The sequence below is a fragment of the Flavobacterium sp. TC780 genome (assembly GCF_056783245.1).
In genome coordinates, this window is record NZ_JBXBAV010000152.1 from 35,163 (window position 1) to 57,728 (window position 22,566).

General features: G+C 31.8%; 14 protein-coding genes and 4 pseudogenes. 4 read left to right on the forward strand and 14 right to left on the reverse strand.

Annotated elements, in window-relative coordinates:
- Positions 1-561 precede the first annotated feature (561 nt).
- From AC1RYN_RS16580 to AC1RYN_RS16590, 3 genes are read left to right on the forward strand one after another with little or no spacing between them, the layout of a single operon-like run.
- A complete protein-coding gene (locus AC1RYN_RS16580) occupies positions 562-2,550 on the forward strand; it encodes a TonB-dependent receptor domain-containing protein (RefSeq protein ID WP_481807825.1) in 1,989 nt (662 codons plus the stop codon).
- Positions 2,532-2,963, forward strand: coding sequence for an outer membrane beta-barrel protein (locus AC1RYN_RS16585; protein WP_481807845.1), 432 nt, complete (start codon positions 2,532-2,534; stop codon positions 2,961-2,963). Before AC1RYN_RS16580 ends, AC1RYN_RS16585 begins: the two co-directional genes overlap by 19 nt.
- Before the next feature lie 21 nt (positions 2,964-2,984).
- Positions 2,985-4,073 carry an NHL repeat-containing protein gene (locus AC1RYN_RS16590; RefSeq protein WP_481807826.1) on the forward strand — a complete coding sequence of 363 codons (1,089 nt, stop codon included), beginning with the start codon at positions 2,985-2,987 and terminating at the stop codon, positions 4,071-4,073.
- 77 nt (positions 4,074-4,150) lie between these two features.
- Here AC1RYN_RS16590 and AC1RYN_RS16595 read toward each other — a convergent pair whose 3' ends face one another.
- From AC1RYN_RS16595 to map, 9 genes and pseudogenes are all read right to left on the reverse strand, one after another.
- Positions 4,151-4,879, reverse strand: a complete 729-nt coding sequence (locus tag AC1RYN_RS16595; protein WP_481807827.1) for a hypothetical protein — start codon at positions 4,877-4,879, stop codon at positions 4,151-4,153.
- A 296-nt stretch (positions 4,880-5,175) separates the two neighbouring features.
- Complete coding sequence (gene pruA, locus AC1RYN_RS16600; RefSeq protein ID WP_481807846.1) at positions 5,176-6,804, reverse strand: L-glutamate gamma-semialdehyde dehydrogenase; 1,629 nt, start codon at positions 6,802-6,804, stop codon at positions 5,176-5,178.
- 148 nt (positions 6,805-6,952) lie between these two features.
- Positions 6,953-7,339, reverse strand: a complete 387-nt coding sequence (gene apaG / locus AC1RYN_RS16605; protein ID WP_035618015.1) for a Co2+/Mg2+ efflux protein ApaG — start codon at positions 7,337-7,339, stop codon at positions 6,953-6,955.
- 80 nt (positions 7,340-7,419) lie between these two features.
- Positions 7,420-8,640 (reverse strand): annotated as a pseudogene (locus AC1RYN_RS16610) (type IX secretion system plug protein).
- Positions 8,641-8,882: 242 nt separating this feature from the next.
- On the reverse strand, positions 8,883-9,026 hold the full coding sequence (locus AC1RYN_RS16615; protein WP_481807828.1) for a C-terminal helicase domain-containing protein: 144 nt from the start codon (positions 9,024-9,026) through the stop codon (positions 8,883-8,885).
- A gap of 26 nt (positions 9,027-9,052) precedes the next feature.
- Positions 9,053-11,641, reverse strand: coding sequence for a DEAD/DEAH box helicase (locus AC1RYN_RS16620; protein WP_481807829.1), 2,589 nt, complete (start codon positions 11,639-11,641; stop codon positions 9,053-9,055).
- 123 nt (positions 11,642-11,764) lie between these two features.
- Entirely contained in the window at positions 11,765-12,538 is a 774-nt protein-coding gene (locus AC1RYN_RS16625) for a methyltransferase domain-containing protein (RefSeq protein ID WP_481807830.1), read from the reverse strand.
- A 40-nt stretch (positions 12,539-12,578) separates the two neighbouring features.
- A complete protein-coding gene (locus tag AC1RYN_RS16630) occupies positions 12,579-12,941 on the reverse strand; it encodes a GxxExxY protein (protein WP_481807847.1) in 363 nt (120 codons plus the stop codon).
- Between the two features lie 98 nt (positions 12,942-13,039).
- Entirely contained in the window at positions 13,040-13,858 is an 819-nt protein-coding gene (map, locus tag AC1RYN_RS16635; RefSeq protein ID WP_264206540.1) for a type I methionyl aminopeptidase, read from the reverse strand.
- Positions 13,859-14,057: 199 nt separating this feature from the next.
- Between map and AC1RYN_RS16640 the strand changes: the two are divergent.
- A pseudogene (locus tag AC1RYN_RS16640) lies at positions 14,058-15,301 on the forward strand (DUF445 domain-containing protein).
- Positions 15,302-15,354: 53 nt separating this feature from the next.
- Here the strand turns inward: AC1RYN_RS16640 and AC1RYN_RS16645 are convergent.
- The 5 genes and pseudogenes from AC1RYN_RS16645 to gpmI all read right to left on the reverse strand — a co-directional run bounded on the left by AC1RYN_RS16645 (position 15,355) and on the right by gpmI (position 22,074).
- Positions 15,355-16,740, reverse strand: a pseudogene (locus AC1RYN_RS16645) (TolC family protein).
- Positions 16,740-18,086, reverse strand: a pseudogene (locus AC1RYN_RS16650) (HlyD family secretion protein). The pseudogenes AC1RYN_RS16645 and AC1RYN_RS16650 overlap by 1 nt, the downstream one beginning before the upstream one ends.
- 6 nt (positions 18,087-18,092) lie before the next feature.
- Positions 18,093-19,751, reverse strand: a complete 1,659-nt coding sequence (locus tag AC1RYN_RS16655) for a peptidase domain-containing ABC transporter (RefSeq protein ID WP_481807831.1) — start codon at positions 19,749-19,751, stop codon at positions 18,093-18,095.
- An 11-nt stretch (positions 19,752-19,762) separates the two neighbouring features.
- Positions 19,763-20,434, reverse strand: a complete 672-nt coding sequence (locus tag AC1RYN_RS16660) for a TetR/AcrR family transcriptional regulator (protein ID WP_481807832.1) — start codon at positions 20,432-20,434, stop codon at positions 19,763-19,765.
- Positions 20,435-20,556: 122 nt separating this feature from the next.
- A complete protein-coding gene (gene gpmI / locus AC1RYN_RS16665; RefSeq protein ID WP_481807833.1) occupies positions 20,557-22,074 on the reverse strand; it encodes a 2,3-bisphosphoglycerate-independent phosphoglycerate mutase in 1,518 nt (505 codons plus the stop codon).
- Positions 22,075-22,566: the final 492 nt, after the last annotated feature.

Here is a 22,566-nt window from a genome sequence, read left to right on the forward strand (position 1 = left end):
ATCTGGGTTCTAGATAAAAAAATTTGAAGGTTGTAAGCATCACAAAAACAAGACATACCCAAATAATAAACAAGATAATAAAAAGGAGGTATTTCTTTTGAATGAGTAGATTAGGGATTAGAACGTAAATCAAGACATACGCTCCAATAGCCTGAATGACTGTTTCTGCAAGAAAGATATAAACGAGGTCATCGTACTTTTTATAGTCAAAACTTTTTGTCACAAAATGTATGATCAAAAAGACTAGCCAAAACATAATGTGGGTCAAGATTCTTTTTGGGGTTATGTTTTTTATGAAATCCATATTATGCTTTTATCAACAGGCAAGTTAGTAAAATATCTATGTTTGGCTAGTTACGTGAGTCAGATAATAGTCTTTAGCTTATGAAAACGCCATTTCGGCCCATGAATGCATTATTATTAAAAATGACATTCTTCATATGTAAAAGTTGTCTTTTTATTTGCGGCTAAATTAAGATTGAGATTGGAGGATTACTTTAGTCGAAAATAGCAATCTACAAGGAGTATGATTCATCCTTAAAAAACAAATATTAGCTTGATATGAAATTAAAATACATTATTACCTTATTGGTGTTCTCTTGCGCATCAATGTCTGCCCAGTTTAAAATTGAGGGGAGTGTTGTAACTACTAAAAAGGAACCCATTGTTTTTTCAGAAGTTATCTTAATAGAAGAAGACACACGAAATAGAATGAGCGAGTTTACAAATGATAAAGGAGATTTTGTTTTAAACGCGAAACAAGGAAAATACATATTGGAAATCCGACAAGGAAACGAGCTTCTATTTTCTAAAAATCTATCAATATTGGCTGCTTTAAACTTGGGGGCTATAACAATCGATAGCGGTGTTCAGTTAGAATCGGTTGTAGTGGGAGGAAAAAAGAAACTGATTGAAAGAAAAGTAGACCGTTTGGTTTTTAATGTTGAAAATTCGATTAATGCTACAGGAGGAGATGCTTTGGAAGCACTAAGAGTTACTCCGGGGATAAAAGTGCAGAATGATAATATAACTATAATAGGGAAAAGTACTTTAATGGTTCTGATCGATGATAAAATTATCCAACTTTCTCAAGAAGATCTGGCTAATTATCTAAAATCAATTCCATCCGATAACATTAAAAGTATAGAGGTAATTACAACGCCACCAGCCAAGTATGAAGCGGAAGGTAAAAGTGGTTTAGTCAATATTAAATTAAAAAAGGCAAAAAAAGATTCTTGGAATGCCTTGATGGGAGCTACTTATCTTCAAAGATTTTACAGCCAAGGTGCTCTAATGGGGAACTTTAATTACAATAAAAATGGATTAAGCATCACATCGACCTTAAATTATATGTCGGGTAAAAGATATAATATTCAGGATGATTACACCTACTTTCCAACGGAGATTTGGCATACGAATTCTTCGTATAAAAGTGTGAATGCTAGAACATATGGGAATATTGGTGTTGATTATCAGGTATCTCCAAAATGGATTGTGGGAGTCCAAACTTTATTTAATAATTCGGAACCTTTATTTACTGATAATCCTTTCACAGGTGTTTATGATAATACAAATGGTAAAATTATTAGCTATTTAAAGTCAAATGGAGGAGTGGCAGCACTAAAAGTTGTTATTAATTCATTAAATATTTACAATGAATATAAAATTGATTCGTTAGGAAAAAAAATAACTTTAAATCTGGATTATTTTAATTACGAATCAAGAGACAATAGAACTTATAGCGGTATTTCAATTGTTGAAGATTCTGACTCACAGCAATATTTTTCAGGAATAAATAGGAATGTGCAGGGTATAACAAATTTATCTGGGAAATTAGATTTCGATTACCCTACCCAATGGGCAGCTTTGAGTTTTGGAGGTAAAGTATCGAATTCAAAATCAAAGAATCATATTTCAGCTTTCAATAGTGGCTTAGTAGATTCGCCGGTTTTAGGCCTACCTTTAGAGCAAAGTGAGTTTGATTATATAGAGAATATACAAGCGGTTTATTTTTCAGGAAACAAAAAGATAAATGACCACTGGAATTTTCAATTAGGATTAAGAGTAGAAAGTACACAGACAAGGATTCTTACAGGAGCTTTGATTCAGTCAATTGATAAGGATTATATTAAATTTTTCCCCACTGCATACTTGACGTATACTGACAATGATAATTCAACTCTTAGCTTAAGTTATAGTAAAAGAATCGAAAGACCTCAGTTTCGAGATTTGAATCCTAACACTCATTTTTGGAACCCTTTTCAGTCTTTTAAAGGGAACCCGTTTCTGCAGCCTGCATTTATTGATAATGTAGAGTTTATTTATACTTATAAAAAAATAGAAAGCAAGTTGTATTTTAGTTATGAGAACAATTTATTTTCTGAGATTACAATTGCTGACCCTGTTTCAAATGAAATTCTTCATACAAGTGAAAACTATATAGACACGCAACGTTACGGAATTCGGAGGAATTTGTATTCGATAAATTTAAATGGTGGACAAGTAATAATGCGGTCGATTTTAGTTATGTTATTTCTAAGTCCAGTTTAATCGTTGCACAAAGAGAACAAAATGGCTTTAATTTTAGGTTATCAACCAGTAATGATTTTAATTTAAATACCAATAAAACAGTACTTTTTAATGTAAGTTACTGGTATAGTTTTCCTGGTGTAGAAGGGATTTTTACTAACAAAAAAATGAGTTCTTTTTCGCTGGCGTTCCAATATCTTTTATGGAATAAAGATCTAAAAATTTCTATTAGAGGTACTGATATATTTAAAACTGAGAAAATAAACAGAAGTTCTGTTGTTAATGGCGTCTATCATGAAGGTAAGAATTACTATGACAATAAATCTTTTCAGTTAGCTGTTTCTTATAAATTTGGGAATAAAAAGAGATTGTCGCAAAACAAAGAATTACTGGTAATGAAGAAGAAAGAAATAGAACAGGAAGTTAATCAATAACAATCTCAAATCAGAATCAATATGAAATCAAATTTTAAAAGTGTAATGGCTATTGCAATGGCGGTTTATTCTCTAAGCATGTTTTCGCAGGAAACAAAGCAAGAGATTACAATCGATAAAACTTCTAAATTAATTAAACCAACTTTATTTGTCGATTTAGGAGAAACTTCTCAAACACCCGACGGGATGGCTTTGGATAAAAAAGGGAATCTTTATTTATCAATCACTAATCCGGTTACGTTTGAAAAGCACGGAAGTAAGATTCTGACTTTTGATAAAAATGATAAACCAATAACGTGGTTTGATAAATTGCCTGTACATCCGGTGACGAAGAAAGTACATCCTATGGGAATGGAATTTGGCCCTGATGGGAATTTATATGTAATGGATAATCAGTTTTTTACTGATAATGAAAATTTTTCTAGACTGATAAGGGTTATAGTTGAGAATGGAAAACCTAAATATGCTGAGGTATTAGCAGAAGGTTTCAATTTTGGTGAAGCTGTAAGATGGTATAAAGATAGAGTTTATATTACTGATGCTCTTTTTGAGAATAGAAGAGAAAGTGGGATTTATAGTTTTTCGTTAAAGGAATTAAATTCTGGGAAAATAATTTTGGATAAGGATACGAAACCCAATTATCTAGTAACCACATTTACTCTTAAACCCGAAGTAACAAAACGAACCATTGGCATTGACGGTATTGCTTTTGATAAAAAAGGGAATCTGTATGCGGGAAATTTTGGAGACGGTGTAATTACAAAACTTGAATTTACAAAAGAGGGTAAGCTTAAATCTAAAAAAGTAGTTTTAGACTCGGATAAATTAAAATGTTGTGATGGATTTTTTTATGATGAAAAAAGGAATTCTATTTTTATTGCCAATTATGATAATAATAGCGTTCATCAGTTGGATTTAAATACAAATACAATACATTTAATATGGGAAAATGGTAATGCTGATGGTTCTGATGGGCAATTAGATAATCCTTGTGAAACGATAATTTATAAAGGGAAATTATTGGTTGTAAACTACGATACTTTTAAAGGTAAAAAAAATACTGAAATAGATTCTTTTCATACTATTTCTAGTTTTGAACTAGATAAATAAACTTAATTTATAACTAAAAAACTAGCCCATAAGCTTTAAAGGTAGTTAGAGCTTATGGGGCTTTTATAAAAAGAATGTTAGCTGTTTTCAATTGGAAAACATAAAAAGGGATTTATTTCGTAATCCAACCTTGCAACAAAAGTCTTAATTGCAATTTCAGAAGATTTTGTTGTGTATTTGTAAAATGGGTCAAAGAAAAAATCACGACATATTACAGGTTCTGCTGAAGGATTGTATACTTCCTCATTATTATTTAAATCCTCATAATTATATTGACAAGGAAATAAAATATTAAGTTTTTTTAAGGTGCTTTTAAGCCATTTGTTAAATGTTTTTTTCTTAGGAGAGATATGGCGTGCAAGTAATATTAGGCCAACAATTTCACTTTGAAGGTAATAAGATCCTTTTCGACGTAGTACATCTATTATTCTCACATTCATAAGTGCAACCCAAAGTGGGCCATCTATAGGACCAGATGCAGGAGCATTCATGTTGAGGTCAAAAACTAATGGTTTAGTGTATTCAGGATTTGATACTGAGCACCAAAGTGCTTCGATGCGCTGTTTCATTTCATGAGATGCTTCAGTGTGATTTTTATAACGCCAATATATCCATTCAAGTAGAGCCGCTGTTAGTCCTAAAGAAGCTTTGTAACTAATGCTTGTTAAGGCAAGTTCTAGTTTGGTATGATTTTCTGCAGGATCGATAAGTTTCTCCATTATTTTTCCATTCCATTTGAAATCAATTGGATGGTTGATGCTTTTGGCTTCACGGATTATTTTAGGTGCTTTTTCTATACTTTTCATAATTACTTAATTTAATATTTATGTATGAATATTTTATTCTTTATTTCTTAAGTCTATCTGTTCAATCAAGAATTTCCAAATTTACATGTGAACTTAATTTTTTCTATGTCATGATAAGTTTTAAAAATAGCACAATAGGGTTTTTTATTGGTGTTATATTTTTGAAAACCAATAAAGAGTGAAAAATAGTACAAATAAAACAGCGTTTGATTAAAATTCTTTATGAAAAAGCAAACCCCACAAGTTTCAAAAATAGTTGAAGCTTGTGGGGTTTTATAGTTTTTAAACTTTAGAGATTATTCTCCTAAAAACGGATATCTATAATCTTCAGGAGTTACAAAAGTTTCTTTTATTGTTCTTGGAGAAGCCCAACGCAATAAATTTAATGCAGAACCAGCTTTATCATTTGTTCCTGATGCTCTTGCACCACCAAATGGCTGCATTCCAACAACTGCTCCAGTTGGTTTGTCATTAATATAGAAGTTACCTGCAGCATTTTGCAATTTTGTTGTAGCTACTTCAATAGCATAACGGTCTTGACTAAATACAGCTCCAGTAAGAGCATATTCAGAAGTAGTATCAACTAATTCTAAAGTTTCTTCCCATTTTGCATCTTCATATACATATATAGTAATAACTGGTCCGAATAATTCGGTTTCCATTGTTGTATACTTTGGATTGGTAGTTACTATTATTGTTGGTTCAATAAAGTACCCAACAGACTTATCGTAGTTTCCACCAACGATTATTTCAGCATCAGCATCTTTTTTAGCTTGGTCAATGAAACTAGCTAGTTTATCAAAAGAACCTTCGTGAATAACAGCAGTAATAAAGTTACCAAAATCTTCTGGTGACCCCATTTTCATAGATTTCACATCAGTAATTAATTGTTCTTTAATTGTAGGCCATAAGCTTTGTGGAATATAAGCTCTTGAAGCAGCAGAACATTTTTGTCCTTGGAACTCAAATGCTCCACGTACAATTCCTGTTGATACTTGTTTAGCATTAGCACTTGGGTGAGCAATGATAAAATCTTTACCACCAGTTTCTCCTACTATTCTTGGATATGTTTTGTAATTGTGAATGTTTGCACCGATTTTTGCCCAAATATCTTTGAATACATGAGTTGAACCTGTAAAATGAACTCCAGCAAAATCACGGCTTGCTAATACTGTGTCAGTAATCATTAATGCATCACCAAAAACAACATTTATTACTCCGTCTGGAACTCCAGCCTCTTTAAATACGTCGATGATAATTTTTGTAGAGAATACTTGGCTATCACTTGGTTTCCAGATAACAACATTCCCCATCATTGCAGCACTTGCAGGAAGATTTGCAGCAATAGCAGTAAAGTTAAAAGGAGTAATTGCGTAAACAAAACCTTCTAGAGGTCTGTATTCAAGACGGTTCCAAGTTGTAGAATCTGATTTTGGCTGATCTGCGTAAATTTGCGTCATAAACTCTACATTGTAACGTAAGAAATCAATTAATTCACAAGAAGCATCAATTTCTGCTTGGTGAATGTTTTTTGATTGTCCAATCATTGTAGCTGCATTTATTCTAGCTCTGTAAGGACCAGCAATAAGTTCAGCAGCTTTTAAGAAAATAGCAGCACGTTGTTCCCATGCCATACTTGCCCATGCATCTTTTGCTTCAAGTGCATTAGCAATTGCTTTTTCTATATGTGTTTTTTCGGCTAGGTGGTAAGTTCCTACTACATGTTTGTGGTCATGAGGAGCCGTGATGTTTCTTGTGTTCCCAGTTTTAATTTCTTCACTTCCAATGTATAACGGAACATCAATTTTAGAATTCCACATTGTAGTATAAGCTGCTTGTACAGCTGCTTTTTCTGGTGAGTTTGGCGCATATCCTTTTACGGGTTCGTTTACCGCTTTAGGTACATGAAAAAATCCTTTTAGCATATTGTTTAAAATTAGATAATTAGACAAATTAACAGTTGGATAATTCATTTTATACGAATTATCTAACGCTGTACAAAAGTACGAAGGTTAAACTAATAATTTGATAATTTTAGTATAAGATAACTATAAAAAAAATATAGAAAAAAAATTAGTTCAACGCAAATGGAGCGCACATTCTAAAAGTAGGTACAATAACTTTGAAAATTTTTGTAGTAGTAAAGTTCACCATATTGAAATATCCTTTCATTGCTCCATATGGAGATGACAATAAACAACCTGAACTGTAGGTGTGGAATTCGCCAGGTTTTAAAACTGGTTTTTTACCTATTACTCCTTCACCATCAACTATTTCGATATCGTTTAGCGAATCAAAGATCTCCCAATGGCGGGAAGTAAGCTGCACAGAGTCCTTGCTATGGTTCTCAATAGTAACCACATAGCTAAAGGCAAAATGAATCTTGTAGTTCTTGAAGTAGGTACCTTCAAAACTAGTTAAAACGGATATTTTTATGCCTCTTGTTATTTGAGAAACCATACTAAAGTGTTATATATGTGCGTAATAGAAGCAAATTTACAAAAAAAAATGATTCAAAAGAATCATTTTTAAAATGTTTTTTAATTAATGATATTCAATGAGTTAGCGTATCCTTTTCCAATTACATGATCATAACGGTCATTGTTCTCACGATAATAAACCAGTATGGTATATTCATTCTCGGTTTGGAAAAAATTACCATCAATTGCATTTTCGAAATCGATTACTCCTTTTTTATCAGCTATTTGATATTGGTAATTCGTAAATCCTTGTTTTATCATTATTGCTTTTTCATAAACCCCTTTTTCAGTATTGTATTCCATTTTATTCTCTGGAGTTAAACCATAATTATTGAACATTCCATTGATATAAATGTCTTTGTTGAGTCGGAAAGCCGATACCAAAGTGTAAAATAAACCCAAGCATAATCAGCTTCAACCTCATTGTTTGAGGCATTTATATTTTTTACCACGAAGTTACCATTTATGTCCTGATAGTTTGTATAAGGAAAGTTTCCTCTGGCTTGGTTAGTGTATAAATAGGAGTTGTAAATGTCTTTGCTGAGTTACTCTTCCTACATTATTACCAGCGTTACAAATGTATTATTCTCAAAATATAAAAATTCATTTCCAGCCCAAAATTGGGTTTCATCGTTGTATTTGTATATCAAGTCATTCCCAATAGTGTATTGTGGAGGTACGTTTTTTATTGCAGTGTTAAAATTTCCATTTTGTAATAAAAGCACTTTCACACTTCGTAAAGGAGTTTGAAAAGTCGAGGGTGCTGGATTTTATGTAAATCTAATTTATGCTTGTATTCGATATTACTTACAGTTCTGCTTGTTACCTGAGCAGGAACTGTGACTAGATTTTCATACACAATGAACTTTTGGAAAAGACAATTTCTTTATCCTCATTCAGAATTTTGAGAATGTAATTACCAGTAATTAATAATTGGGTGTTTGGGTTTGGAAAAGAAATTTTATAATGCGAATATATTTGTAAAGTATTAAAGGAATTGGTGTAATTGACGATTCGTTGCCCATCAAATCCTTGTAAATATTCTGTTTTTGGAATATCTGAAGGAATCCAATTATAGTCACAGTGTGTTATTTCGTAGTAATAATCGGCTTCATTGCCAAAGAGATCATCAAATTGCAATTGAGATTTCACTTCCTAATTCAAATATCGGAACAACATTTTGCCCGCTTTGTACAAACAAAACAGTTTTGATGTTATATGAAGGGGTAATTTCAATTGTCCTTGGGCTTTTGCCGAAGTCAAAATAAGGATGAAAATTATTTTTCTTTAAGATAATTTTAGCATAATAATTATGTTGCAAAATGTAAATATAACAATTTTATACAACGAAAAATGGGCCTACTTGTTAAGAACCTAATATGTATTCTAAATTAATTTCGATTTCGTCATATATATAGCTTTCTTCTAATAGTGAATCTGATAGTAGTTTTTTGTTTCTTGCAGTTTAATTACTTTTTCTTGACTGTGTTTTTCAGAAATAAATCGAATGACATTTACTTTATTTAATATGTTCCAATTCTATGAGCTCTTCCTACTCCTTGTTTTTCGGCAAAGGGATTCCACCATGGATCTAAGAATAAAACATAAGAAGCTTTGGTGATATTTAAACCAACGCCACCTGCTTTGAGTGAAATAAAAAATAACAAAGGATTTTCATTTCCCTGAAACAGATTTACTTGTTTTCTCTTTTCTTAGCAGGAGTTTCACCTGTTATCTCGCAAAAATCTATTTTGTTTTCTTTACACCAAGTTGTATAAAAACTCAAATTGGTAACAAATGAACTAAAAATGATGGTTTTTTGTTTCCCTTTTACTAAAGTTTCCAGATAGTTTGTAACTGCATTATATTTTCCAGAATCAATTTCTGATTCCTGATCTACCATTTTAGGATGATTACTCAGCTGTCTTAACTTCATCAACGTATTGATGATGCTAATTTTGTCTGGACCGGAGCCATCTGTTTTTAATAAAAAATTACGAGCTTTTGATTTTTCTTTTTCATATAATTTCTCCTGTTCAGGATCCATGTCGCAATAATAAATCTGCTCGGTTAATTCTGGTAAGTCTTTTAATACCTGCTCTTTGGTCCTTCTTAAGATGTAAGGCTGAATAAGATTTTTTAGCTCTGTTAAACTATCTTCATCTTGCTTTTTCTCAATCGGTATTTTGAAGTTTTCTGCAAAGAAATTATAACTACCCAAAATATCAGGATTTATAAATTGCATTTGCGACCACAAATCGTCTAATGAGTTTTCGATAGGTGTACCACTTAGAGCTATTTTATGTTCTGTATTTATTTTATTAATCGCTTTAAAAATTTTAGAATTTTTATTTTTGATGTATTGACTTTCGTCCAAAATTAAATAGCGAAAATTATATTTTTCTAAAATTGCAATATCGCGATGAATGATGCTGTAGCTGGTAAAAATCAAATCGGATGATTCTAATCTACTTGCTAATAGTTTTCTGTCGTTACCAACATACTGCATTTTTGAAAAATGCGGTGTGAATTTCTGAGATTCATTGTACCAGTTAAAAACCAATGAAGAAGGTAGAACAATCAAGGTTTTTAAAGGATCTCTTTCAATAACGGTTTCGTTTTGAAACAAATCAAAATTTGTAGTTTTGGTTGTAAATCCTAGCTGTTCCTGAACGGCAACTAATACAGCCAAAGTTTGTAACGTTTTTCCAAGTCCCATATCATCAGCTAGGCAAGCCCCTAAATTGGAGTTAAAATGACTCAAAAGCCATTTAACGCCATCAATTTGATATGGTCTCAAAGTAGCTTTTAACAAATCAGAAGAGGCGTATTCAGCTTTAAGAATAGGGTTTACATCGTTTTTGATTTCCGGAATTGCATCCAAAGCTGCAAAATTACTTTTGCGCAAAAGTAGATTTCCATTTTCTGTTCTGGCTAATTTTGCCAGCGAGCTATATTTACTGAGCCATTCTAATGGAATCAAAAAATAGTTTCCGTCAGGTAATAAAAAGAGTCTTTCTTTGCGTTTTATATTCGGAATAATTTCACTAAAATTGATAGTAAAAGTTCCAATTTTAAGGATTATTTTGATGTCAAACCAATCTTCTTTTGTTTCTCCTTTTGAAAATAAAACGGTATGATTTTCTGTAATGATTGCTTTGCTTTCCAGTTGAAGCTTTTCAATTGTAAAACCTAAACTTTCTAGCTCTTCTTTACGATTAATTACCAATTGAATATTAGCATAAGGGTCGGGAATTTCTGTTTCAGAATTCCATCCAAACAATTCATTTTTGATTTTTATAAAACCAATTTCAAGTAGTTTTTCTGTATATGAAGTTTCGCTAGAACTTCGTTTAAACTGAATTATTTTAGGTTCATTAGCAATGCTAAAATCGACATACGTATGTGTTTTTTTAGTTTTACTGGAATCAAATGAATACCCGTCATAATCGAAATGGAGGTTGAGATAATAACAGTTTTTGAAGAAATCATAAACAGGTTGAATCGTGCAGGAAATAATTTTATCACGAAGTTCAATTTCAAAACCAGTTGCTTCAATGTCTGTTTTTTTGGCTATTTCAGGAATGAAATTTTTAAAATAGTCATCAACTAATCTCGAGGGGATTTCGATCGATTTTTTCTTTAAAAAAGGTGAAAGCTTCTTAGAATTCAAGGCTGTTAGCTGTCCTAATTTTTTATCGATCATCAACCAGCCTGGTTCATCTAATAGTATGTCGATACTACTATTCATGGGTGAAAAAGTAGTGTTGTTTTCTTTTAAAGATAGCGTATATGTAATTCCTTCTGAGTGTTTGTCAAATTGAATCTGAGGCTCAAAATCAAGAGGATTAGTACGAACTTGTGTGCGATAAAAATCCTTTTCAATTCCCATATTAATAGATAACGGAAATTGTTCTTTTACAATTAGCGTATAAAAGGAATCTAAATTTACTTTTAAATGCTGGCGAATTGCAAAATCAATTTTGGAATCTTTTTGCAGGTCAGTAATTGTTTTTGCTGATTTTATTTTTGCACTAAATTTTTTGAAAATAAATTCAGGTTTTAAAGAATCACAAGCAGTCAGTATTTTTTTTGTATTGGAATCTAAATTTTCGAAAACAATTCCAAAACTTTCAAGAACGTCTGGAGTTGCTTTTTTGTTTAAATATTTAATGTCATTAGCATTAACATCTTGAAGAATGTAAGCGGTTGGAATATGGGTATTCAGATTTTTTTCAAAACTGATGTCAAAGCAAAATTGAAATGATTTCGAGGGTTTCAAGATTAAGGGTTTGGTTTGGTTGTAATTTAGGAAGTTGTATAAAATTTAAAAAGTTTTCAAATTATTGCTATTTTGAAAACTTTTTAAATGAATTTATGTCACTTAATATGGTGAAAAAACTATTTAGTTTTCCTGTTTAAAGCAAAGTGGGATAATTTCTCCTTTGGTTAAACAATATTTTTCTACTAGCTCTGGAGCTATTTTATTGGTGTAATCCTCTTCGATTACGATAAAGCCAATGCTTCTTAATTTATCAAAATAATCACGGCCATAAATACGTACATGATCATATTGTCCGAATATCTTAGCACGTTCTTTTTGGTCTGTAATAGTGTCATCGGCAAAAGTAACTGCTCTAGATAAATCTTGTGGGATTTGTAAAACAGCCATTCCTCCAGGTTTTAAAACACGGAATAATTCCTGCATCGCTTTGGTGTCATCTGGAATGTGTTCTAAAACGTGATTGCATAAAATGACATCATATTCGTTATCCTTAAAAGGTAAATTGCAGATATCTGCTTTTACATCTGCTAAAGGAGAGAATAAATCGGTCGTTGTGTAATCAAGATTTTTTTGCTTGCGAAATAGTTTGTAAAAAGCTTGTTCGGGAGCAAAGTGTAATACTTTTTTTGGTGCTGTAAAGAAATCAGTTTGATCGTTCAGGTATAGCCATAACAAACGGTGTCTTTCTAAAGATAGAGTACTTGGTGAAAGTACATTGTTACGTTGTTTGCCATATCCGTAAGGCAAAAACATTTTAAAACTTTTACCATCGATAGGATCGGTAAATTTATCTCCTTTTAATGTAAAGGCTAAAATAGGACGTGCCACATAACTCAAACGAATTAATAATGGACGTGGAATGGTATTAAGAACTAGTTTGAAAAGTTTCTTCATGGGGTTGTTTCGCAGAGATTCACGAAGGAGGCGCAGAGCATCACAAAGTGTTTATAAATCTTTTTATGTTATTTTTTAAAATTTTTGAATCAAAATTAATAAGTAATCCTAACGGATAATTTCCTAGTTTTAGATAAGTAAGGATTTGCGCAAAATGTACATCAGTAAAAGCTTCAACAGTTTTTAGTTCAATTACAATTTTATTTTCTATCAGCAAATCAATTCTATATCCGTGATCTAATTTTATGTCTTTATAAATTATCGGTAATGCTTTTTGTTTCTCAACGATTAAACCGGAATTGACAAGTTCATAATACAAACATTCCTGATAAGCTGATTCTAATGAACCAGGACCTAATTGTTTGTGAACTTCGATTGCTAAACCAATAATTTTATATGAAATCGCATTTAGTTCATCTTACGAAACTAAGTTTTCTGAATACATTTTAAATTATGATTTTTGTGAATTTTGGCGCATATCTTTGTGAATCTCTGTGGAATCTACAAGACTAAAGGCACTTTTCTGAACTCATCTTCTTCGTTGCTCTCGATTCCTAGTGCTTTATAGATGTACTGGAAAGTGGATAAGATTTCTGGTTTACCATCGATTAAAGCTACATCATGTTCAAAATGTGCACTTGCTTTACCGTCGGCTGTTGTAATTGTCCAGCCATCTTTATGTTGTTTTATGTTTCTTGTTCCAAGGTTAATCATTGGTTCAATGGCAACAACCATTCCTTCAACAAAAAGTTTCCCTCTTCCTTTTTTACCATAGTTAGGCATTTCAGGGTCTTCGTGCATTTTTTGCCCAAGTCCATGTCCAACAAGTTCACGAACAACTCCGTATCCATGTGCTTCTGTATATTTTTGTATTGCACTTCCAACATCTTCTACACGGTTTCCAGCTTTAAATTCACGGATTCCAACATATAAAGATTCTTTGGTAACTTGTAGTAATTTTTTAACTTCTGGAGCAACTTCTCCTATTTCAAAGCTATAGGCATGATCTCCATGATAACCGTTTTTGTATGCACCACAATCTACCGAGATAACATCACCGCTTTTTAAAGGAGTGTTATTTGGGATACCGTGAACAACTTGTGAATTTGGACTCATACAAAGTGAGTTTGGGAAGTCATACAAACCTAAAAAGCTTGGAACTGCACCGTGATCACGAATGAATTCTTCGGCTAGTTTATCAAGATATAATGTGGTAACTCCTTCTTTTATCTCAGAAGCAATCATTCCTAATGTTTTTGATACGATTAAGGCACTTTCGCGCATTAACTCTATTTCTTCACGTGATTTTACAATAATCATAATTTCGGATTTTCAGTTGGCAAAAGTACAATTTTAATATTATTTTTTTTAAAATAGCCTTTGTATTTAATTATATCATTTATAATTAGCTTAATAGCAGACTATAAATATATAGAAAGATTGTAAAATTATCTTATTAAAATGAAAACAGTTGTAGAAACAATTGAATAAATTAGCTTATTAACTAATTCGGCATATTATGAAAAGCAATAGTAATCAAGAGGGTAAGAGCAAAGCGGCTGGTTTAATCAAAATGAAAAGATTTGCTCTGGGAGTATTGGGTGTAGCTGTAGTTCTTTTTCTAATTGCAATTTACTTTAAAATAGGTTGGTTAAAAGCCTTTAGTGAGGCGGCTATGGTTGGCGGAATTGCAGATTGGTTTGCTATAGTGGCATTATTCAGGCATCCTCTGGGATTGCCAATTCCGCATACGGCGTTAATACCTAATAATAAAGATGTTATTGGGCAAAATCTAGGCACTTTTGTTTCTGATGAGTTCTTGATAAAAGATAAATTAGAAGCGAAAATAGAGCAGTTTAATTTTGCAGAAAAAGCTGCAAACTGGTTGTCTGATAAGTCTAATGCAAATACGATTGCTTTATTAATTATTGAGGATATAATTCGCGTTTTAAGAACAATAGTTGATGAAGATGTTCAGAAATTTATTCAAGCCAAATTTGAAACCAAATTACGAGAGATAAATTTTGGAGAATGGATTGCAGTAGGGTTGGAGTCCTTAACCAAAAGTGAAAAGCAAGAGCAGTTAATCACTAATGTATTGAAAATACTTACCGAAGAAATTACAGAATAATAGAGATGTGATTCGTGAAAAAGTCAATAAGTCAACTCCATGGTACACACTTGGTGTGGCTGATAAAAAGATTGCGGATGGAATTTTTAATGGGCTTTATGATTTTATCGATGAAGCAAAACATTCTAACAGTAGTATCAGGAGAAAAATAAATACATATGTTCTTGATTTTATTTCTGAATTAAATAGTTCGCCAGAATTACAGCAAAAAGTAAATGATTTGGTGATTGAGTTTGCTCATAAAAGTGAAGTAAAAGAATATATCAATGCTATATGGAGTCAGATGAAGGTTGCAATTGATGCCGATATAGAAAAGAAAGATGATTCTGAAAATAAAAAAATAAAATCATTAATATGATTCAGAATTTTGGAGTTAGTATAAAAGGTGATCCAGTTATGCTGAACAAAATAAATGATTTTATAAAAATAGATTTGTTGGGTATTCTTTTGAAAAACAAAGAAATGATAGGAACCTAATAGCTTCATCGGTAAAAAGCTGGGACAAAGAAGAAATCTCGAATAAACTAGAGTTGGAAATAGGTAAAGATCTTCAGTTTATCCGGATTAACGGAACGGTGGTAGGAGGGTTTGTGGGGCTTTTTATTTATTTTGTAGAGCATATTATTACTTAAAAAAAGAGACAAGCCGTAAGGCTTGTCTCTTTTAGGATATTTTGAGTTTTGTTTTAATCTGGGTTTGCCATGATTTTAAAAAGTTCTGAATTAGAGATATAAAATCGATTTTCTAAAGCAATAGCAGCAAGTTTAGCACTTACTAAATTGTTTTCCCGAGTATTGATTAAAAACAACGAACTTTCTCCAAATGAAAATAAGCGTTCTTCAGAGTTGAGCATTGTAATGTTGTTTTCGACCAAATCTTTGGCCAGTTTTTTTTGTTTTAACAGAGAGGTGATTTCTGTTTTTGTGCACTTATCTTATTAGTGAGTTGAACTTTTTCTAAGACCAAAGCAAATTCATTTTCCTGAAGTTTGTATTTAGCTAGTTTTAAACTCCCACGTTCTTTTCTTAAAAACAAAGGGAAATAGAATTCTAAGCCAACTTTATAGTCTTTAAAATTATAATTATCAATGTAGCTAGGTTCAGATAAATAAGAGTAGCCTACATTTATTTTTGGCAGCAGCATATTTTGTTTTAGATCTTTTTCTACATTCAAAATGTCTATTTTATTTTGTAACGCATTTATTTTTGGATGAGCTTCTAGGCTAAAGTCATTTTGCAATAAGTCATTGGTTTTTAAAGTTTCTTGCAATGTGTTTTCTAGTGCAGTTTCAGGAATAAGACTATCTGACATTTCTAACGGAATGTCGTTTTCTAGCCAAAGGAAATTAGATAGTTCTAGTTTGGATTTAGCAAGTTTTAATTTAGAATCTTCAAAACTTAGTTGTCTGTTTTTTAAACTAATTCCAGCTTCAATACTGTCAATTGCAGGTTTGTCTCCTTGACTTATCAGTGCTTTAATTCCTGTTAAGCGTATTTGTGCATTATTATTGTACGTTTCGTAGAGTTTCATTTCATCAAAGTTCTTTTTCCAATTAAAATACGCAATCGAGGCATCGTATAAAATAGCAATAGCATGGAGTTTTCTTTCAGATTCACTTAGTTTTATTTGAATCTTGGCTTTACGAACATCGGCCATTCTTTGATTAATGAATAATCCTTGCCCAATAGGCACACTAATTCCAAATGATGTTAATCCTTGATTTGGAGTTGTTTTCAGGATTAAGATAGATTCCTTCGTTATTGTCGAATCCTGCTTTTAACTCGATTCCATACCAAGTCGGGATTTTAAAACTGCTGTTTAAAATGGAGTAATACTCTTTGTCTTTAAATTTTTTTTGACTAAAATCAACTTCAATTTTTGGATCAAAACCACCTCGAGCCATCATTAAATTTGCTTGGGCTTTACTTACTTCCAAATTAGCATTTTTAACCATAGGATGGTATTTTTTTACATATCCAAGAAATTCATTATAAGTAAATTCATTGGTAATTGGTTCTTGGCCAAAAAGGGTAAAACCAATAAAAAGAAAGACTAAATATATCGGTTTCATTATTTTTTTTCTTTAGTGTTTTTTGTCTCGCTTTTATAATAGTTTGGAGGGAATCCGTTAAGGGTTCTCCATATTTCAAACCAAATCGGTACAGTGTCTAGTAAAGCAATTGTTTGTGCGCCAGAGCCAATACTCAGCTGTTTTGGCCATTTTGCTTCAGATGGGTCTGGAGCGATGAGTATTCTGTATTTACCATTCTCACTAATAAAATTTTCTATAGCTACCACCTGACCTCCAAATGTTCCATAAGACATGTCAGGCCAGCCAGAAAATACGATAGTTGGCCAACCATCAAACCAAACACGTACTTTTTCTCCTTTTGACATCAAAGGCAAATCGATAGGATTTATGAAAGTTTCAACAGCTATATCATATTCAGATGGCATTATGGTTACAATCGGAGTTCCTTCTTTTATGGTCTCGCCAATACCAGCCATTAATGCTCTATTGATGTAGCCATTTTGAGCCGCTTTGATATAGTACATACCATTACGTACGCTATAATTTACATATTGATTTTCTAGTTTATTAACTTGAGCTTCAGTGTCAAATTTATTACTCAAGGTGGTATACTGATCACTTTTTGCCTTAGCTGTTTTTTCAGAATACTCAGCTGTGATTCTGTAATTTCAACTTTAGCATTTATGTATTCATTTTTACTTGTTAAGTATTTGTTTTCTTGAGTTACAATTTTAGCATCAACATCTTGTTGTTTCAAGCGTTTCTCTTCAACATCAGTCATTGGTTTTAATCCTTCTTTGTTTAATTGCAATGCACGATTATATTGTGTGTTTGCAATTTTTAGCTGGGTTTTTACAGCTACAAGATCAATGCTGTCACTTTTTATTTTTAAAAGAGATTGTTTTACTTTGTTTCTAGCTTGCTCTAATTTTAATCTCTTTTCATTTTCTATAAACTCAATTTGTTTAGACAGCGTATTTACTTTTTCGCCATATGATTCAAGTGAATGCTTTTTGGCTTCTACTTGATTTTTAGTATTCTTAACTAAATTTGGATCCATGTAATCTTCCTTTATCTCAGATATGAACATGATTGTATCGCCTTTTTTTACAAAATCACCTTCTTGTACATACCATTTTTCAATACGACCAGAAAATAACACTCTGGATAGATTGTGGTCGTTGATTCGGTTTTAGGGTTGTCACGGCTCCTGATCCAGAGATATTCTGTGTCCATGGTAAGAAGAGGGCAATTATTCCTAAGATTGCAGTGCCAATTATTATTTTATTTAAAATTTTATAATGTGGTCTATTGCTTAGGTCTTTTATAGTTTTATACTTATCTAGAGACTGTAATTTTGTTTTATTATTGGAAATGTTTAGCATGACGTATTAGTTTTTTTGATCAAGAATAATGTGGCCATTTTGCATTGTTAATCTTCGAGTCGATTTTGTTTTCCAATAAGGATTTTTAGACGAAACAATAATGGTCCATTTATTCTTGTCGGAAGTTATAAAATCAATAATTTCGTTGGCAACATCATCATCCATAGTATCCGTTGGGTCTTCATAAAATAGGATTTTTGGTTTATGAATAATACTTCTTGCTAATAGAATTTTTTGAGCATTAGACGAAGATAATTGTCTTCCTTCAGGATAAATGTGTGTATCTAAGCCTTTTGGTAGTAATTTAATAAACGGGCTAAGTTGTACGCCATCAATTGCCCATTTTAGGTCTTCAGAACTAATCGTTGGGTCGTTAAAAGTAATATTTTCTAAAATGGTTCCCTCAAATGGTGTTTCATTATGGATAATACTGCCAATCTGTGAGCGATATTGCTTTAGGTTTATTTTCTTAAAGGTATCATCATTGATATAAAAAGCACCGGAGTTTTGTTTAAGTATACCTGATAATACTCGGATAAGAGTCGTCTTCCCTGAACCATTTTGGCCATCAATTACTATTTTTTCCCCCTGATTTATCTTGAGAGTAATAGAATCTAAGGCATTCTTTTGAGAATCTGGAAATTTAACACTTAAACCTTCTGTTTCTAACGTAATGTTATTGTAACAACGGTCGTTTTGTGAATCTGAATTTTCTTCTAATTCTAAATCTGTTACTTGTCCTATTTTTTCAACAGAAGTCAAAACATCATAAAAACTTTCGAGTCCAAGAATGATTTTCTCAACAGAGTTAATGACTAATAAGATAATAATTTCTGCGGCAACAAATTGTCCAATATTCATTTCCTGACTCAATACCAAATATCCTCCAACAGATAGTAAACTTGCTGTTATGATGATTTTGAAAAGAATCAATTGTGTAAATTGTCTTTTGATAATGCTAAAATGTTTCTCGCGATAAGTAAGATATCCAGCTACTATTGAGTTGTTTTTTTGAAGTGCAAAATCATAATTAAGTTCATTTCTGAAACTAAAATTATTACGTGCCATTTCTTGTAGCCAGCTTGCTACCTTATATTTAAATTTTGATTCTTTTAAACTGGTTTCTATACCTGATTTGTATGAAAATTTAAAAATGAAGTATAAAAGTAAAAACAATAAGAGACCAAATACGATGAAAAAGGGATGGTATAAGGATAACAGGATGATTCCGAAGGCAATTTGGAGTAAAGCTGCCGAAAAATCAGTCAATAATTTGGAAGTTCCTTTTTGAATAGTCATGGTGTCAAAAAAGCGATTCGTTAATTCTGGAGGATATGTACCGTATAATTCTGCTTGCTTTATTTTTGGCAAGCGAGCAGCAAATTCAAATGAAGCACGAACAAATATCTTTTGTTGTAAGTTTTCTGTAATTCGTAATTGCATAAAAGATAAAACTCCAACAAGTGCAACTCCAGCAACAACTAATATTATGAGAACAATCCAAGATGCGCTTACCCTGCCAGATTGTATAAAAGTAATAATTGCTTGGATACCTAACGGGAGTGATAAACTTATTAATCCAGCGAAAATAGCATAGAAAAAGATTTGATAAATATCTTTCTTGTCTAGCTCAAGTAAATTGTAAAATCTTTTTAGTGGAGTCATATTGGTTGTTTTTAGCGCAAAACGTTTTCTGCAAGATTTAAGTAAAATTGAGTAGTTGTTACAGTTTCATTACAATCTGTGATAGTCTTTAAATGATCTGTTAGGAAATGTTGATGCAAGCTTCCTTCTACAATGGTTGATACTAGAGATTTTGGAAATGGATATTCGGGATTTACTTCCTTCACAATAGAAACAATTCGATTAATGACTCTTTTGTATATTAAAAAAAAACCTTCTTTATTTTCATTATCCACTTCTTTAGTGTGAAGTGTCTTTGTAAATTCAGCGATTATAATTTTATTTAAAATCGCTTCGTTAATGTGTTCCGTAGCGGTATCATCAGTTATTTTTTCAGTAACAATAGTGATTGCTTTATTAAGCCTTTCTTTTTTATCCACAATATTAGTAGTAGAGAAGACCAGTTTGTACTCCATCCAGCTCCAGTACCAAGAAGATAAATATACTAATAATTTATGTTTGTTTTCGAAATAACGGTAAATAGAACTTTCGTTTGAGCCTATTTTTTCGCCTAATTTTTTAAATGTGAAATTATCAAAACCTATAGCATCAATAAGTAATATACTTTGTTCAATAATCTTTTTTCCTAATACAGATGTTTCGGGATCTTTTACATAGATCTTTTCGTTGACTTGGATCTTTAAATTTGACAGTATAATTTCCATAAAAGTTATTTTTAATACAAATGTAATAGTATTACTTTTAAGTTAGCGTATTTAACTTTTATTTATGCAAAAAAAAAGCTGCTCAGATAAAGAACAGCTTTTTTTATTTGTTTGAAATACTTTTACAATAATGAATGACAAGTCATTGCTGCAGGTTGTGGTATTCCCATTAATTCAAGAATAGTAGGAGCAATATCTCCTAAAACACCATCGTGTATAGTTTTTAATTCTTTGTCAACCAAAATAATTGGCACAGGATTAGTCGTGTGTGCTGTATTAGGGCTTCCGTCAGGATTAATCATAGTTTCACAATTTCCGTGATCAGCAATTACAATAGTAGTGTAATCATTTGCTAGAGCAGCTTCGATAACTTCTTTTACGCAAGTATCTACAGCTTCACAAGCTAATATAGCAGCACTCATGATTCCTGTATGTCCTACCATGTCTCCATTGGCAAAATTTAAGCATACAAAATCTACTTCACCTTTGTTTAGTTCAGGTACTAATGCATCTTTTAATTCAAAAGCACTCATTTCTGGCTTTAAATCATAAGTAGCTACTTTTGGAGAGTTTCTTAAGATTCTAGTTTCGCCTTCAAAAGGAACTTCTCTTCCGCCAGAAAAGAAAAAAGTTACGTGAGGGTATTTTTCAGTTTCGGCAATACGAATCTGTTTTTTATTGGCTTTTTCTAGAACTTCACCTAGAGTTTCAGTAATGTTGTCTTTGTTGTAAACAACTTTTACATTTTTATAAGTTTCGTCATAATTGGTAAGCGTAACGTAGTACAAGTTTAGTTTGTGCATGTTTTGCTCATGAAAATCTTCTTGTGAAAGAGCTTCGGTAAGTTCACGACCTCTATCGGTTCTGAAGTTGAAGAAAATAACAACGTCATCTTCTTCGATAGTTGCTAAAGGTTTGTTGTCTGCATCAACCATAACGATTGGGGCAATAAACTCATCAGTAATATCATTTTTGTAACTTTCTTTAATAGAAGTTACAGCATCTTTAGAATGTGTACCTAACCCGTTTACAACTAAATCGTAAGCAAGTTTTACACGTTCCCAGCGTTTGTCACGATCCATTGCATAATAACGACCAATAACAGAAGCTATTTTAACTGGAGTATTTGCAATATGGTTTTCTAAATCTTGGATGTAAGTTGCTCCAGATTTCGGATCTACATCACGACCATCTGTAAAAGCATGAACAAATACTTTGTCTAAGCCGTATTCTTGAGTAGCATCTATTAATCCTCTTAGGTGAGAAGTGTGTGAGTGAACACCACCATCTGAAACTAAACCTAAAAAGTGAACTTTTTTATTGTTTTCTTTAGCGTAAGTAAAAGTATCGACAAGTACTTGCTCTTTTGCTAAAGTATTATTAGCAACTGCAAGGTTGATTTTTGCTAAATCTTGGTAAACGATTCTTCCTGCACCAAGATTCATATGACCAACTTCACTATTCCCCATTTGCCCTTCAGGTAAACCCACATTTAAACCATCGGTACGAAGTTGTGCGCTTGGGTAGTTTTTGTAAAGGCTATTTATAAATGGAACATTTGCATTGTCTATTGCAGATACTTTAGGGTCAGGAGATTTTCCCCAACCATCTAAAATCATAAGGATTACTTTTTTGTTCATCAGAATTTATTTTGTACAAAGATAAGCCATTTGTAAAATGTTTAAGAGTGACTTAGATACAATTATGCTTTATAAAGGGAACGGTATGAAAAAATAATAATTTAATTGTAGAAGGTGTAATTTTTTAAAATATATGCAGATTAGATTTTATTTTTGATACCATTAGGGTCAATGAAATAGTGAATTAAGATTGAAAAACAGGTTTGAGTATAGTATTGATAAGTAAATTGATTAGCCTCGTTAAAGAATTTTTCTTTTTTCGAGTATGTGTTTGAATATTTTTAAATTGCGATTAAGTCTATTTGATTCAAAATGATGTAGTTAGTCAGAATAGTATACTGCAGGCGAAATAGATAATTTGTTTTTCTAACATGTAGGTTTTAATTTATATTTTGCTGTATTTCAGTAAGTTTTGTTATATTTTCATTAAGAGAATACAATAATTATTAGGTTTGATTCGTTAAAAAATGATTAAAAAGTACTTCGTTTCTG